The organism is Streptomyces sp. CNZ301 (genome assembly GCF_004217425.1).
In genome coordinates this window covers 1635541-1649914 of record NZ_SHLG01000001.1, presented here as the reverse complement: position 1 = coordinate 1649914, position 14374 = coordinate 1635541, and the positions used below count along the sequence as shown (strand labels likewise).

Sequence of the window (14374 nt, the reverse complement as noted above, 5' to 3'; positions counted from 1 at the left end):
ACTGCTCTGCCGGGGCCGTCACTTGAGCTGCCCCGCCTTGTAGTAGCCCTCGTCGACGAGGCGCTGGGTGTTGTCCTTGTCGATGCTCACGGGCTTCAGCAGGTACGACGGCACGACCTTCTTGCCGTTGTCGTACGTCTTGGTGTCGTTGACCTCGGGCTTCTTGCCGGTCAGCACGGCGTCGCCCATCTGCACGGCCTGCTTGGCGAGTTTGCGGGTGTCCTTGTAGACCGTCTGCGTCTGCTGCCCGCGGATGATCGACTTCACGGATGCCAGCTCGGCGTCCTGCCCCGTCACCACGGGGAAGGGCTTGTCCTTGCCGCCGTAGCCGGCGCTCTTGAGGGCGGAGAGGATGCCGATCGAGATGCCGTCGTAGGGGGAGAGGACCGCGTCGATCTCCTCCGAGCCGTAGTTCTTCGACAGCAGGTCGTCCATCCGCTTCTGCGCGGTGCCGCCGTCCCAGCGCAGCGTCGTGGCCTGGTTCATCTTCGTCTGCTTGCTGCGGACGTGGAGCTGGCCCTTGTCGATGTAGGGACGCAGCACCTTCATCGCGCCGTCCCAGAAGAACTTCGTGTTGTTGTCGTCCGGGGAGCCCGCGAAGAGCTCGACGTTGAACTCCTCGTCCTTCTTCTCGTCCAGCTTCAGCTTGTCGACGATGTAGCCGCCCTGGAGTTCGCCGACACGCTCGTTGTCGAAGGACGCGTAGTAGTCGACGTTCGACGTTCCCAGGATGAGCCGGTCGTAGGAGATCACGGGGACGCCGGCCTCCTTGGCCCGGCGCAGCACGTCCGTGAGGGCCGAACCGTCGATGGCCGCGACGACGAGCAGCCGGTGCCCCTTGGCGATCATGTTCTCGATCTGGGCGACCTGGTTCTCGACCTTGTCGTCGCCGAACTGGAGGTCGGCCTTGTAGCCGGCGGCCTTGAACTGCTTCGCCATGTTCTTGCCGTCGGCTATCCACCGTTCCGAGGACTTGGTCGGCATGGCCAGACCGACCGTGCCTCCCTTGCCCTTGTCCGGCTTGTAGCGGCTGCCGCCCTTCGCCTCCTGGCCGCAGGCGGCCAGCGAGGCGGTGAGCAGCGCGGCGGCCGCGAGAGCGGCCACGGGCGCGGTGCGCCGGCGCCGTCGTGGTACGGGAATCGGAGCGGGTGTGCGGATACCCATGTGTCAGTTCCTCTCGGGGAGGGGGAAACGCTGGAGTGTGCCGGGCAGTCGTGAGCCCAGCGGTGACATTCCGGAGTCGGCGCCGAGCCGGGCGAGCAGATCGAGGGCGAGCCTGCCCCGGCGTACCCGCTCGCGCGCGCCACGGAGCGTCAGTTCGCGCAGGTGCGCACCGTACGGGTAGATGCCCGGCGCCTTGCTGAGGCCGAACTTGAGGTAGATGGGTGCACCGCGCCGGATCAGCTCGGCCGCCTCGTACATCCGTACATAGCCGCCGAGGTCGTCGGGCGCCTCCAGGTAGAAGTCCATCGGGGCCGCGCTGACGCGGCGTATCTCGGTGATGTGCGCAAGCGTCAGATCGGACGGGATGTTGAGCGAATCCGCCCCGAGACGCTCATGCACGCTGTACGCGGCCGGGTTCACCGGGCCGATGAGCGCCGAGACCTTGAGCGTGGTGTCGGCGGGAAGTTCACCGCGGGCACGCAGCTGGTGGAGCGTCCACAGCACACCCTCGTCGGCCACCAGCAGGCAGCGCACGCCCAGTTCGGTCGCCCGCAGCGCGTCCTCGACGCAGCCGGCCACGGCGTCGTGGCCGCGGGCGCGCAGGCCCGCGCCGCCGGAGTCCGTGCGGGTCGACGCTCCGACGTCCCACGTGCCGCGCGGGCCGGTGAAGAGGCACAGCTCGACGTTGCGTTCGGCGCACGCGTCGACCATCTCCGTGATTTCTGCGTCGGTCAGCATCCATACACCGCTGCCCTGGCTGATGCGGTGCACGGGCACGTCGAGGGAGGACGCCTCTTCCAGCACGGCGGCAAGCGCCTCCGGCCCCTCGCAGGAGGGGACTTCGGTGCGCCAGGTGCCGCCGTCGGGAAAGGTGTGCGGCGAGGCGTCGGCCGGATCGGGTTCGGGGGCGCCCATGCCCAGGGTGTCCAGGGCGTCGGCGCCGGGACGGCGGGTTCCGGTGGCTCGGGTGGGCACGGTGCTCCTGACGTTCGGGGTCGGGGTCGGGCAGATACGTGGGGACTTCGCATCCGTATGCGGTTGTGTGGCGGGGAGGAGGCGGGTGCGCCGGCCCCCGCGGTGAGGTCCGGGCGGCGCTCAGGGCCTCAGCAGCACTTTTCCGACGGCCGGATCGCCGCTGCCGACGAGGCCGATCGCCTCGCCGAATGCGGTGAGCGGGAGTTCGTGCGTGATGAGGGGCGCGGGATCGAGCAGGCCGGTGCCGAAGGCCCTTACGGCGTACGTCCACGCCGCGGACGGGGCGCCGAAGACCGACCGGACCGTCAGCTGGCTGACGGAGAGATGCACCGGGTCGATGCCCTGCGCACCCGGCTCGAACATGCCGGTCAGCACGACCCGCCCGCCGCGCCGGGCCAGCTTGCAGGCGTCGTGGGCCGTTCCGGCCGCGCCTGCCGTCTCCACGACCAGGTCGAAGCCTTCGGCTCCGGCTCCGGCTCCGGTTCCGGCACCGGCACCGGCACCGGCCCCGGTTCCGGCACCGGCCCCGGTTCCGCGTAGCTCCCCGGGCGTACGGGCGTGCGTCGCGCCCATCGTCAGGGCCTGTTCAGCACGCTGCGCGCGGGGATCGACGGCCAGCAGCTCGGCGGGGGAGTGCGCCGCGAGCAGCTGCACCGCGAGGAGCCCCAGGGTGCCCGCCCCGAGCACGGCCACGCGCTCGCCCGCCCGGGGCCGGGCCGCCAGCACCGCCGCCGCGACGACAGCCGCGGGCTCCAGCAGCGCTGCGGCCCGCAGATCGGCGTCGTCGGGCAGGACGTGCAGAAGCCGCGCGGGCAGCACGAGGGAGTCGGCGAAGGCGCCGGGCTCGGTGAAGCCTGTCTCCTCGTAGCCGCTCATGCACAGGCTGGTCGCCCCCTCCCGGCAGCGCTCGCAGCGCAGACAGGCACGGAAGCCCTCGGCGACGACCTTGCGTCCCAGCAGGTCCGTGGACGTTCCCTCACCGACCGCGTCGACCGTCCCCGCCCACTCGTGACCGGGCGTCACCGGGTAGCGGACGTAGCCTTCGGCGCGGGTGCCGTCGTAGACCTCCCGGTCGCTGGCGCAGATCCCGGCGGCGTGGACCGCGACGCGCACCTCGCCCCGCCCGGGCTGCGGCTGCGCTCCGGTGACCAGCCGGTGCTCGCCGGGCCTGTCGATGACGACGGACCGTGCGGACGGTGTGCCGCCGTCGTCCTCCGGTCCGCCGCTCACGCTCCCTCGCCTCCCCCGGCAGCGGCCGGGTCCCGCTTCTCCCAGCCCTCGGCCCACAGGTCGAACCGGGCCTGCTGCTGGGGGAATTCGGCTGCGGCGTCGACGTCCAGCTCGACGCCGAGACCGGGCTCGGAAGGCAGCTGGAAGTAGCCGTCGACGACCTGCGGCGCCCCCTTTACGACCTTCTTGATCCCGGCGTCGGCGAAGTCGTTGAAGTGTTCCAGGATCTTGAAGTTGGGGGTGCAGCCCGCCAGTTGAAGGGACGCGGACGTCAGTACGGGCCCGCCGACGTTGTGCGGCGCCACCAGCATGTAGTGCGTCTCGGCGGTGGCGGCGAGCTTCCGGGCCTCGAGGATTCCGCCGATGTGGCCCACGTCCGGCTGGATGACGTCGGCGGCCTGCGAATCGAAGATCTCCCTGAACTCGATGCGGTCATGGATGCGTTCACCCGTCGCCACGGGAAGGTCCACCTTCTCCGCGACCTTGGCCAGTGCCTTGAGGTTCTCCGGCGGCACCGGCTCCTCCAGCCACGCCGGACGGAAGGGCGCCATCTCCTGAGCCAGCCGCACGGCCGTGGACGGGCTGAACCGCCCGTGCATCTCCAGCATCAGCTCCGTCTCCGGCCCGATCGCGTCCCGTACGGCCTCGATCAGTGAGACGGCGTAGCGCGTCGCCTCGTGGTCCAGTTCGAAGTGGCCCGTCCCGAACGGGTCGATCTTCAGGGCGCGGTAGCCCTTGTCGATCACCGCCCGTGCCGCCTCGTGGTACGCGTCCGGGGTGCGCTCGGTGGTGTACCAGCCGTTCGCGTACGCCTTGACCCGGTCGGTGACCTTTCCGCCCAGCAGCTGCCACACCGGTACGCCCAGCGCCTTGCCCTTGATGTCCCAGCAGGCCATCTCCACACAGGCGATGCCGGACATGACGATCTCGCCGGCCCGCCCGTAGTCGCCGTACTTCATCCGCCGCACCAGGCCCTCGACGGCGAACGGGTCCGACCCGGCGATGTGGTTGGCCTCCGCCTCTCGCAGATAGCCGACGAGAGCGTCGGTGTGGCCGAGCATCCGGGTCTCCCCGATCCCCGTGAGGCCTTCGTCGGTATGGACTCGCACGTACGTCAGATTGCGCCACGGCGTGCCGACGACATGGGTAGTGATTCCGGTGATGCGCACTTGAGGCGGCCCTTCACAGACATTCGCTGTTCGAGATTTCGTCACATGTTCGAAATGCTGTCCGCGAATGTATTGATGCTCTGTGACCGGCGTCAATGGGTGGTGCGGCGCTTCTTGCGGGAGGGGCCGTGTCCGCGCGGCCGCGTCCGGGCCGCGCCGCTATCCGGGGTGCTCGCCGTGCCGCGCGGTGATGCCGCGGTGGGCGAGTTCGGCGAGCTTGCGCTGCCCGGCCTTGCTGGGATGGAACCAGTCCCAGCGGCTCAGCTCGGCCCTGGTGAAGCGGTAGCGGAAGACCGCGCCCCCGTCGTAACGGCAGCGCAGCATCTTCCCGCACTCCTCCTTGAGTACGGAGTTGTACGCCAGCACCCGCTCGTGCACCTGCTGCCGCCGCTCCCGGGCGGCAGGACCGTCCGACAGCGGGTCGCGCAGCATCGCCTGACAGATCCCCAGGCCCCAGACGCGCTCGGCCCAGGGGTCGCCACGCCCCTCGGACCACAGGCGCTTGAGGTTCGGCACGCTCGAGACGTACACCTGCGACTTCGGGCGTGATTCGTGCAGAGTACGCAGCGACGCGCGGAAGTCGGTGCGGAAGTCCTCGACGGGAGTCATCTGCCCAACGGTGGGCCGGCAGGCGTCGTTCGCGCCCGCCAGCACAGTCACCAGATCGGGTCGCTTCCGCGCGGCGCGCTCCATCTGCTGAGGCACATCGGCCATGAGGGAGCCGCTGACCGCGAAGTTCCAGCTGCGCCGCTGCGGAGCGTCGTCGAGGAGTCGCGCCGCGAGGCTCCGCACCGAGGCGTCCGTACCGGTGACCCAGGAGACGCGGTCGCAGTCGGCGAGCAGTGAACAGGCGTCGAATCCACGGGTGATGGAGTCGCCGACCGCGGCGATCGAATCCGGGCTCCGGTCCCAGGGAGGCGTGGGCGAGGGGCGCGTCGCGCCGGGAGGGCGCTCCCCGGTTGTGTCCCCGCTTCCGAAGCCCCATACGGCGACGGCGGCGAGACCTCCGGTGAGTACGAGAGCGGCCGAGGCGAGCGCGACGGCCCGCCCACGACGCGCTATCCGCGCGCCGGTGCCCGGGCGGCTGCCCGCGGCCCCGCGTCTTTCCGGCATCATTCCCCTCGTTCCTCGCCGTCCGTGCGACGGTACGTCACCGCTCATCCACGGGTGCGCGGTAGCTTGGCCCCGTGCTCTCCCGCGAGTTTCGCATCGTGCAGGCGGGCCGGAGGGCGTGTTCGGCGAAGCAAAACATTACACCGAGTCACCTCATGTCCCCTTCGGGGAGAATTGGCGCCAATGGTGTTTACTATTCGTGACCACGGCGCTGATGGAGAAGTGCCCGGTGGTGCAGGATGTCAGGCGCCGGCCCGGCGCGTGACCGGCAGTAGTCGAGGCAGTCCGGCGAAGACGCCCTCGAACGCACTGGAGGTTCCGGTGACGACACGTGGAGTTCTGTACGTGCACTCCGCGCCCCGCGCGCTGTGCCCGCACGTCGAATGGGCTGTGGCCGGTGTCCTCGGCGCCCGCGTCAATCTCGACTGGATCAGACAGCCGGCCTCCCCGGGCACCTGGCGTGCGGAGTTCTCCTGGCAGGGCGACCCCGGCACGGCGTCCAAGCTCGCCTCCGCGCTTCGCGGCTGGCACCTGCTGCGCTTCGAGGTGACCGCCGAGCCCTGCACCGCCGCCGAGGGTGAGCGCTACAGCTCCACGCCCGAGCTCGGGATCTTCCACGCCGTCACGGGCATGCACGGGGACATCCTCATTCCGGAGGACCGGCTGCGTGCCGCGGTGGACCGCGCTTCGCGCGGCGAGAGCGAACTCGAGGCGGAGATCGCCAAGTTGCTCGGCAAGCCCTGGGACGACGAGCTGGAACCTTTCCGCTATGCGGGCGAAGGCGCCCCCGTGCGCTGGCTGCACCAGGTCGTCTGAAGCCTCAAGTCCTCACGGCCCCAGGGGTACTAGCCTTCCCCCATGTCTGATCGGCTCTCTGTGGCTGTCCTCGGCACCGGGATCATGGGTGCCCCGATGGCCCGTAACCTGTGCGCTGTCGGGCTCGACGTTCGCGTGTGGAACCGCACCAGAGCCAAGGCGGAGCCCCTGGCCGAAGCAGGGGCGCGCGTGGCCGACAGCCCCCGGGACGCCGTGGAAGGCGCCGACGTGGTGCTGACCATGCTGCACGACGGACCCGTCACCGCCGAGACGGTACGAGCCGCGGCGCCAGGCCTGCGCTCCGGCATGGTGTGGCTCCAGTGCACGACCGCCGGCCTCGACGGGCTTCCTCCGCTCACCCGCCTCGCCGACGAGTACGGGCTCACCTTCGTCGACGCGCCCGTGCTGGGCACGCGGCAACCGGCGGAGGCAGGGCAGCTCCTCGTGCTCGCGGCCGGGCCCGGGGAGACGCGGCGGGGGATCGGGCCGGTGCTGGAGGCGATCGGCTCGCGCACGGTCTGGGTCGGGGAGGAGCCCGGGGCGGCCACACGTCTCAAACTCGTCTGCAACTCCTGGGTGCTGGCCGTCACTCACGGCACGGTGGAGGCGATGGCCCTCGCGGACGGACTGGGCGTCGACCCGCAGGACTTCCTCGACGCCGTCGAGGGCGGCGCCCTCGACATGGGCTATCTGCGGATCAAGGCCGGAGCGGTCCGCTCGCGTGACTTCACCCCGAGCTTCGCCGTCGCCACCGCGGAGAAGGACGCACGGCTCATCGTCGCCGCGGGCGAAGAGGCAGGTGTGCGGATGGACGTGGCCGCCGCGGGCGCGGAGCGCTTCCGGCGGGCGGTCGAACTGGGGCACGGCGACGAGGACATGGCGGCCTCGTACTATGCCAGCTTCCCGGAGGACGGCGGCCCGGCGGCCACCTGAGCGGCCGGCCGCCTGAGCACACGCGCGCCTGAGCACACGCAAAGGCGTGAGGGGCAGCTCACGGGGAGCCGCCCCTCACGTGTGTGACGTGTGCCGCGTGCGGGATCAGACCGTACGGAAGGCGAGCACGACGTTGTGGCCGCCGAAGCCGAAGGAGTTGTTCAGCGCGGCGATCGTTCCACCGGGAAGGGGGCGGGCCTCGCCGCCGACGATGTCGGCGTCCGCCTCCGGGTCCAGGTTGCTGAGGTTGATCGTCGGCGGTGCCGTGCGGTGGTGCAGAGCCAGGATCGAGGCGACGGTCTCGATGCCGCCCGCACCGCCCAGCAGATGACCCGTCATCGACTTCGTGCCGGAGATGGCCATGTGGTCGGTGTCGTCGCCGAAGACCTTGCGCAGCGCCTTCAGTTCAGCGATGTCACCGAGGGGCGTCGATGTCGCGTGCGCGTTGATGTGCATGACCTCGGCGGGCTTGAGGTCGGTCTGCCCGAGGAGGTTCTCCAGCGCGAGCGCGATGCCGTTGCCGCTGGGCTCCGGCTGCGTGATGTGGTGGCTGTCGGCCGAGATGCCCTGGCCGATGGCCTCCGCGTAGATCCGCGCACCGCGCTTCTTCGCGTGCTCGGCCGACTCCAGCACGACGACGCCCGCGCCCTCGCCCATGACGAAGCCGTTGCGGTCGGCGTCGTACGGGCGCGAGGCGCCCTCCGGGTCGTCGTTGTCCTTCGACATCGCCATCATGTTGCCGAACGCGGCGATGGGGAGGGGGTGTATGGCGGCTTCCGTGCCGCCGGCGACGACCACGTCGGCGCGGCCCGAACGGATCATCTCCACCGCGTAGCCGATCGCCTCGGACCCGGAGGCACAGGCGCTGACCGGGGTGTGCACACCGGCGCGCGCGTTGACCTCGAGGCCGACGTTGGCGCTCGGGCTGTTCGGCATCAGCATCGGAACCGTGTGCGGCGAGACGCGGCGTGCGCCCTTCTCCCGCAGGTTGTCGTACTGGCCGAGCAGCGTGGTGACGCCGCCGATCCCGGAAGCGATGACCGTGCCGAGCCGGTCCGGCGAGACGCTGGCCTCCTCACCGGCCTTGGCGGTGAAGCCCGCGTCCGCCCACGCCTCCCGGGCCGCGATCAGCGCGAACTGCGCCGAGCGGTCCAGCTTGCGTGCCTGGGGCCGCGGGATGACCTCTGTGGGCTCCACCGCGATCTCGGCGGCGATGCGGACGGGCAGTTCGGCCGCCCAGTCCTGGGTGAGAAGGGCGACGCCGGAACGTCCGGCGACCAGTCCCTCCCAGGTCGACGCGCTGTCGCCACCCAGCGGTGTGGTTGCTCCGATACCGGTGACGACCACGGAGTGTTGGGTCGTATTCACTGGATTCATCTCTCCACTGGTAGAGGGTGAGCCGTGCGAACCACCTCGCCCGCGCCCCGGTACGGGTCCCGGGGACGCGGCGGATGGCGACGAATCGCGCGGGCGTCGTCTCAGCTCTGGTGCTTGAGGATGTACTCGGTCGCGTCGCCCACGGTCTTGAGGTTCTTCACGTCGTCGTCCGGGATCTTGACGCTGAAGCGCTCCTCGGCGGCGACGACGACCTCGACCATGGACAGCGAGTCGACGTCCAGGTCGTCGGTGAAGGACTTCTCCAGCTGGACGTCCTCGGTGGGGATACCGGCGATCTCGTTCACGATCTCGGCGAGACCGGCGACGATCTCTTCCTGCGTGGCGGCCATCTCGGCGCTCCTTAGGTATTTGCGTACTTGCGAGTTGTCTTGCGAGGTCGCCACACATTGCCGCACGACGCTGTACGGACTGTGTGGATCTTGACTAGGGGAGGGTAACCACCGTTGCCGCGTAGACGAGCCCTGCCCCGAAGCCGATGACGAGTGCGGTGTCACCGCTCTTCGCCTCTCCGGTCGCCAGCAGCCGCTCCATCGCGAGCGGGATGGAGGCGGCCGAGGTGTTGCCGGTGGTTTCCACGTCGCGGGCGACCGTGACGTGCTCCGGCAGCTTGAGGGTCTTCACCATCGAGTCGATGATCCGCATGTTGGCCTGGTGCGGGATGAAGACGTCCAGGTCCGCGGGGGTGACCCCGGCGGCGTCGAGGGCCTGCTGGGCAACCTTCGCCATCTCGTAGACGGCCCAGCGGAAGACGGCCTGGCCCTCCTGGCGGATGGCGGGGAACTTCTCCACGCCACCCGCGCGGTACGCGTCCCAGGGGACGGTCTGGCTGATGACGTCCGACTTGTCGCCCTCCGAACCCCAGATGCACGGGCCGATTCCCGGCTCGGCGGCGGGGCCCACGATGACGGCGCCCGCGCCGTCGCCGAAGAGGAACGCGGTGGAGCGGTCCGTCAGGTCGGTCAGGTCCGAGAGCCGCTCCGAGCCGACCACGAGCACGTACTCGGCGCTGCCGTCGGCGATCATGCCCTTGGCGAGGGCGAGCCCGTAACCGAAGCCCGCGCAGCCCGCGTTGATGTCGAAGGCGGCTGCCTTGCCGGCGCCCATGCGGTCGGCGATCTCGGTGGCGACCGACGGCGTCTGCTTGAAGTGCGACACCGTCGAGATGATCACGGCACCCACCTGCTCCGGCGTGATGCCCGCGTCGGCGACGGCCTTGCCCGCCGCCTCGAGCGTCATCTCGGCGACCGTCTCGTCCGGGCCGGCCCAGTGGCGGGTCGCGATGCCGGAGCGAGAGCGGATCCACTCGTCGGAGGAGTCGATGTGCTTGAGGATCTCCTCGTTCGGCACGATCCGGGTGGGTCGGTAGCCGCCCACGCCGAGGATGCGCGAGTACGGGGAGCCCTTGGTGGGATTGATCTTCGCGGTCATGGTCTGGAGCTCCTTGAGGCTCAGGCGGTCTGCGCGTGCTCGGCGATCAGTTCGCGCGCCGCGTCGAGATCATCAGGTGTTTTCAGCGCCAGGGTCCGTACGCCGGGGAGGCCGCGCTTGGCCAGACCGGTGAGGGTGCCGCCCGGGCAGACCTCGATGAGTGCGGTGACGCCCATCTTCTGGAAGGTCTCCATGCACAGGTCCCAGCGCACCGATGCGGAGATCTGACCGACCAGGCGCTGCACGACCTGCCGGCCGTCCTCGACGACGGCTCCGTCCAGGTTCGACACGTAGGGGAGCACGGGGTCGGCGACCTGTGCCCCCTCGACCGCGCCGGCCAGCACCTCGACGGCCGGTGTCATGTGGTGGGTGTGGAAGGCGCCCGCCACCTTCAGCGGGATGACCCGCGCCTTCTCGGGCTTGTGGTCGGTGAGGGCCGCGAGTTGCTCCGCGGTGCCCGCGGCGACGATCTGCCCGCCGCCGTTGATGTTCGCCGCGGTGAGGCCGAGCTTGTCCAAGTGGGCGACGACCGCCTCGGGTTCGCCGCCGAGCACCGCGGACATGCCGGTGTCCGTGACGGCGGCGGCCTCGGCCATGGCCCGGCCGCGCGCCGTAACGAGCGTCATGGCGTCGGCGGGCGAGAGTACGCCGGCCAGGGCGGCGGCGGCCAGTTCACCGACGCTGTGGCCGGCCACGGTGCCGACTGCCCCGGCCACGTCACGGCCCTCCAGCAGGGCGTCCGCCGAGACGAGGCTCGCGGCGACCAGGAGGGGCTGCGCCACGGCGGTGTCGCGGATCTCCTCCTCACCGGCTTTCGTGCCGTAGTGGGCGAGGTCCATGCCGATGGCGGCCGACCACTCCGCGAGCCTGTCGGCGACGCCGGGGAGTTCGAGCCAGGGAGTCAAGAGGCCAGGCTTCTGGGCGCCTTGGCCGGGAGCGACGAGTACGAGCACTCTTTCACTCTCCCTTGTGAGGTGCCTTGCGCGCCGGTACGGAGCGGTACGAAGAACCGGAGGGCAAATTGTCGAGGCTCGACAAAGACGCCCGATTCCGGTCAGGGCCCGTTCCCGAAGTCGCTGAGACGCCCCAGGATCAGGGCGATACGCAGGGTGAAGGCCGAGCGGACGTCGGAGGGCGACCACCCAGTGACGTCCGTCACACGTCGCAGCCGGTAGCGCACGGTGTTGGGGTGTACGAACAACATCCGCGCCGCGCCCTCGAGGCTGCTCGCCTGTTCCAGATAGACGCTCAGCGTCTCCAGGAGCGCGGAGCCCGCCTCCTCCAGCGGTCTGTAGATCTCCTCCACCAAGAGCTCCCGCGCGGTGGGGTCGCCGGCCATCGCGCGCTCCGGCAGCAGATCGTCCGCGAGTACCGGACGCGGCGCGTCCTGCCAGGCCGCGCAGGCGCGCAGCCCGGCCGCGGCCGCCTGGGCCGAGCGGGTCGCCGAGAGGAGGTCGCCGACGATCGGCCCGGCCACCACAGGTCCGGGTGCGAAGGGCCCGATCAGCGATTTCGCGGTGCGCAGCGGATCGTCGCTGCCGCCGGCGACGACGACGAGACGGCTGCCGAGTACGCCCGTGAGCACCTGGAGTTTGGCGTGCCGGGCGGCCCGCCGTATGGCTTCGACCGTCAGTTCGCTGTCCCCGTCCGGCGCCGTACCGAGGACGACGCATACGTGCTCCGGGGCGTTCCAGCCGAGGGCGGCGGCGCGTGAGACGGCGCCCTCGTCGGCCTCGCCGGAGAGGACGGCGTTGACCACGAGCGACTCCAGCCGCGCGTCCCAGGCTCCGCGGGCCTCGGCGGCCTGGGCGTATACCTGGGCGGTGGCGAAGGCGATCTCGCGTGCGTAGACGAGGAGCGCCTCGCGCAGCACCGACTCGTCACCCGGAGCGGCGACCTCGTCGATCGCCGCCTCGACGACCTCGATCGTGGTGCGTACGAGCTCCACGGTCTGGCGCAGCGTGATGGCCCTGGTCAGTTCGCGCGGCGCCGTGCCGAAGACGTCCGTGCTGATGGCCTGGGGCGTCTCCGGGTGACGGAACCACTCGGTGAAGGCCGCGATGCCCGCCTGTGCGACGAGTCCGATCCAGGAGCGGTTCTCCGGCGGCATCGCCCGGTACCACGGCAACTGCTCGTCCATGCGCGTAATGGCGGCCGCGGCGAGCTTCCCGGACGACTGCTCCAGGCGCCGCAGAGTCGCGCCGTGCGGGTGCTCGGCGTGCTCCGGGCGCTCGTCGGACGGCGGGTTCGCGGGAGGATCTGTGGATTCGGGCACGTGCCAAGCCTGCCTCATCGGCCCGCGGGCCCGGGGCCGGGGGCTCTGCTGCGGTGCCGCGGAGCGGATTACGGTGGGCTCATGCTTCAGGTGTGGCGGGGGTCCGACCGGTATCGGGGCGGTGACGAGGCGGCGGGGATCGACACCCGGCACGCCTTCTCGTTCTCGGGTTTCTACGACCCGGACAACGTCGGGTTCGGGCAGCTGGTGGCCTGCAACGAGGAGCGGCTGGCACCGGGCGCGGGATTCCCCGAACACCCGCACAGGGACGTCGAGATCGTGACCTGGGTCGTCGAGGGGGAGCTGGAGCACATCGATTCGACGGGCCGTACCTCACGCGTCCGTGCCGGCGACGTGCAGCGGATGGGCGCCGGGAGCGGCGTGCGCCACATCGAACGCAACGCGGGCCCGGGACCGCTGTGTTTCGTGCAGATGTGGCTGGTCCCCGGCTCCTTCGGCGGCGGCACGGACGGGCGGGGCGGCAGCGGAGAGCCCGAGTACGAAGTGGTGCACGGCATCGCCGACGGGACGCCCTTCGCGGTGCCGCGGACCGAGGCCGTGATGCATGTCCGGCGCCTGGCGGAGGGCGAGCGCACGGCGGTGCCGGACGCGGCGTGGGTGTACGTGCACGTGGTGCGGGGTGTGGCCGAGATCGGCTCGGGACCGGCGGCCGGGGACGAGGCGTCCCCGGCCGGGGACGGACGGGAGAGGCTGGCCGCCGGCGACGCCGCGCGCATCACCGACGCCCGTGACCTGGAGGCACACGGCGCCGGGGGGCCCGTGGAGATGCTGATGTGGGAGATGCACGCGGAGCCCGGCTACGGCTGAACGCCGCCCGGGAGGCGCCGGCCGGCGGGCCGTCCGGCCCCGTCTGGCCCCGTCCGTCCGGCCCCGTCCGGCCCCGGCCGTGCGTGCCGTGCGGTGACCGGACCCCCGGGCTCAGCCCTGGGCGGCGCCGGAGCGCAGCTCGGCGAGGACCGCATCCGTGAACGGCGGCCACGCGTCGACGGCCCACTGGCCGAAGTCGCGGTCGGTGAGAGCGACGCAGGCGGCCCCCGCCTCCGGGTCGACCCACAGGAAGGTACCCGACTGCCCGAAGTGCCCGTATGTGCGCGTGGAGGACGAACTTCCCGTCCAGTGAGGGGCCTTGGAGTCCCTGATCTCGAAGCCGAGCCCCCAGTCGTTGGGCGACTGGTGTCCGTAGCCAGGGAGAACGCCCTTGAGGTCCGGGAAGGCCACCGACGTCGCTTCGTCGAGGGTCCGGCGGCTGAGCAGCCGCGGCGCGAGAAGTTCGGCGGCGAACCGGGCGAGGTCGTCTGCGGTGGAGACGCCGTCCTTGGCGGGGGAGCCGGGAAGTTCCGTCGACGTCATGGCCAGCGGCTCGAGGACCGCCTCGTGCAGATACTGCGGGAACGGGATCTCGGTGACCTTCGCGAGGTGATCGCCGAGCGCCTCGAAACCCGCGTTGGAGTAGATGCGGCGCGTGCCCGGAGCGGCCATCGGCTTGTCCTCGTCGAACGCCAGCCCCGAGGTGTGCGCGAGAAGGTGCCGCACCGTCGAGCCTTCCGGCCCGGCGGGCTCGTCCAGCTCCACGGCCCCCTCCTCGACGGCTATGAGGACCGCGTACGCGGCGAGGGGCTTCGTGACGGACGCGAGCGCGAAACGGTGACCTGTGCTGCCGTGAGCGGCGGTGGTGGTGGGCGCCCCGGTGCCGGAGGCGGCGTCCGTGCCGTGCGGCCACGAGACGACGGCGGCGGCAGCGGTCGGCACGGGCCAATTGTCGATCATCCGCAGGCTGTTCATGGGGCCGAGCGTACGTGACGCGATCCGGCCGGGATTTTGCGCTTGCCTGGAGTGCACTCGAAGTCCGTAG

Annotated in this window: 14 protein-coding genes; 3 read left to right on the top strand and 11 right to left on the bottom strand. The window is 70.9% G+C overall.

Annotation, left to right across the window (positions count from 1 at the left end):
* Positions 1–18 precede the first annotated feature (18 nt).
* The 5 genes from chvE to EV375_RS07195 form a co-directional block, all read right to left on the bottom strand.
* Positions 19–1164, bottom strand: a complete 1146-nt coding sequence (chvE, locus tag EV375_RS07215; RefSeq protein WP_130298712.1) for a multiple monosaccharide ABC transporter substrate-binding protein — start codon at positions 1162–1164, stop codon at positions 19–21.
* Positions 1165–1167: 3 nt separating this feature from the next.
* Positions 1168–2079 carry a hypothetical protein gene (locus tag EV375_RS07210; protein ID WP_486588706.1) on the bottom strand — a complete coding sequence of 304 codons (912 nt, stop codon included), beginning with the start codon at positions 2077–2079 and terminating at the stop codon, positions 1168–1170.
* A 180-nt stretch (positions 2080–2259) separates the two neighbouring features.
* Complete coding sequence (locus EV375_RS07205) at positions 2260–3369, bottom strand: alcohol dehydrogenase catalytic domain-containing protein (RefSeq protein WP_130298710.1); 1110 nt, start codon at positions 3367–3369, stop codon at positions 2260–2262.
* On the bottom strand, positions 3366–4538 hold the full coding sequence (locus EV375_RS07200) for a mandelate racemase/muconate lactonizing enzyme family protein (protein WP_130298709.1): 1173 nt from the start codon (positions 4536–4538) through the stop codon (positions 3366–3368). Before EV375_RS07200 ends, EV375_RS07205 begins: the two co-directional genes overlap by 4 nt.
* Before the next feature lie 159 nt (positions 4539–4697).
* Positions 4698–5651, bottom strand: a complete 954-nt coding sequence (locus tag EV375_RS07195; protein ID WP_130301676.1) for an SGNH/GDSL hydrolase family protein — start codon at positions 5649–5651, stop codon at positions 4698–4700.
* Positions 5652–5972: 321 nt separating this feature from the next.
* Here EV375_RS07195 and EV375_RS07190 point away from each other — a divergent pair, with 321 nt between their 5' ends.
* Together EV375_RS07190 and EV375_RS07185 are read left to right on the top strand one after the other, a co-directional pair.
* Entirely contained in the window at positions 5973–6467 is a 495-nt protein-coding gene (locus EV375_RS07190; RefSeq protein ID WP_055486989.1) for a DUF3145 domain-containing protein, read from the top strand.
* A gap of 42 nt (positions 6468–6509) precedes the next feature.
* Positions 6510–7400, top strand: a complete 891-nt coding sequence (locus tag EV375_RS07185) for an NAD(P)-dependent oxidoreductase (RefSeq protein ID WP_130298708.1) — start codon at positions 6510–6512, stop codon at positions 7398–7400.
* 105 nt (positions 7401–7505) lie between these two features.
* Here EV375_RS07185 and fabF read toward each other — a convergent pair whose 3' ends face one another.
* The 5 genes from fabF to EV375_RS07160 form a co-directional block, all read right to left on the bottom strand.
* The gene (gene fabF, locus EV375_RS07180; RefSeq protein ID WP_130298707.1) at positions 7506–8777 is read right to left on the bottom strand and encodes a beta-ketoacyl-ACP synthase II; all 1272 of its coding nucleotides are present in this window, start codon (positions 8775–8777) and stop codon (positions 7506–7508) included.
* A gap of 101 nt (positions 8778–8878) precedes the next feature.
* Positions 8879–9127 (bottom strand): acyl carrier protein, encoded by a 249-nt coding sequence (locus EV375_RS07175; protein WP_130298706.1) that lies wholly within the window; start codon positions 9125–9127, stop codon positions 8879–8881.
* A gap of 94 nt (positions 9128–9221) precedes the next feature.
* Entirely contained in the window at positions 9222–10226 is a 1005-nt protein-coding gene (locus EV375_RS07170) for a ketoacyl-ACP synthase III (protein WP_130298705.1), read from the bottom strand.
* Positions 10227–10246: 20 nt separating this feature from the next.
* Positions 10247–11179 (bottom strand): ACP S-malonyltransferase, encoded by a 933-nt coding sequence (locus EV375_RS07165; protein WP_130298704.1) that lies wholly within the window; start codon positions 11177–11179, stop codon positions 10247–10249.
* A gap of 101 nt (positions 11180–11280) precedes the next feature.
* Positions 11281–12501 (bottom strand): helix-turn-helix domain-containing protein, encoded by a 1221-nt coding sequence (locus EV375_RS07160; protein ID WP_486588339.1) that lies wholly within the window; start codon positions 12499–12501, stop codon positions 11281–11283.
* Between the two features lie 81 nt (positions 12502–12582).
* Here EV375_RS07160 and EV375_RS07155 point away from each other — a divergent pair, with 81 nt between their 5' ends.
* A complete protein-coding gene (locus tag EV375_RS07155) occupies positions 12583–13329 on the top strand; it encodes a pirin family protein (RefSeq protein WP_130298703.1) in 747 nt (248 codons plus the stop codon).
* 111 nt (positions 13330–13440) lie between these two features.
* Here the strand turns inward: EV375_RS07155 and EV375_RS07150 are convergent, their stop codons facing one another.
* The gene (locus EV375_RS07150) at positions 13441–14304 is read right to left on the bottom strand and encodes a serine hydrolase domain-containing protein (RefSeq protein WP_130298702.1); all 864 of its coding nucleotides are present in this window, start codon (positions 14302–14304) and stop codon (positions 13441–13443) included.
* Positions 14305–14374: the final 70 nt, after the last annotated feature.

Coding starts and splice junctions, on each gene's coding strand:
- chvE (WP_130298712.1), bottom strand. CDS start 1,164: ATGGGTATCCGCACACCCGCTCCGATTCCCGTACCACGACGGCGCCGG.
- EV375_RS07210 (WP_486588706.1), bottom strand. CDS start 2,079: ATGGGCGCCCCCGAACCCGATCCGGCCGACGCCTCGCCGCACACCTTT.
- EV375_RS07195 (WP_130301676.1), bottom strand. CDS start 5,651: ATGCCGGAAAGACGCGGGGCCGCGGGCAGCCGCCCGGGCACCGGCGCG.
- EV375_RS07185 (WP_130298708.1), top strand. CDS start 6,510: ATGTCTGATCGGCTCTCTGTGGCTGTCCTCGGCACCGGGATCATGGGT.
- fabF (WP_130298707.1), bottom strand. CDS start 8,777: ATGAATCCAGTGAATACGACCCAACACTCCGTGGTCGTCACCGGTATC.
- EV375_RS07175 (WP_130298706.1), bottom strand. CDS start 9,127: ATGGCCGCCACGCAGGAAGAGATCGTCGCCGGTCTCGCCGAGATCGTG.
- EV375_RS07170 (WP_130298705.1), bottom strand. CDS start 10,226: ATGACCGCGAAGATCAATCCCACCAAGGGCTCCCCGTACTCGCGCATC.
- EV375_RS07155 (WP_130298703.1), top strand. CDS start 12,583: ATGCTTCAGGTGTGGCGGGGGTCCGACCGGTATCGGGGCGGTGACGAG.
- EV375_RS07150 (WP_130298702.1), bottom strand. CDS start 14,304: ATGAACAGCCTGCGGATGATCGACAATTGGCCCGTGCCGACCGCTGCC.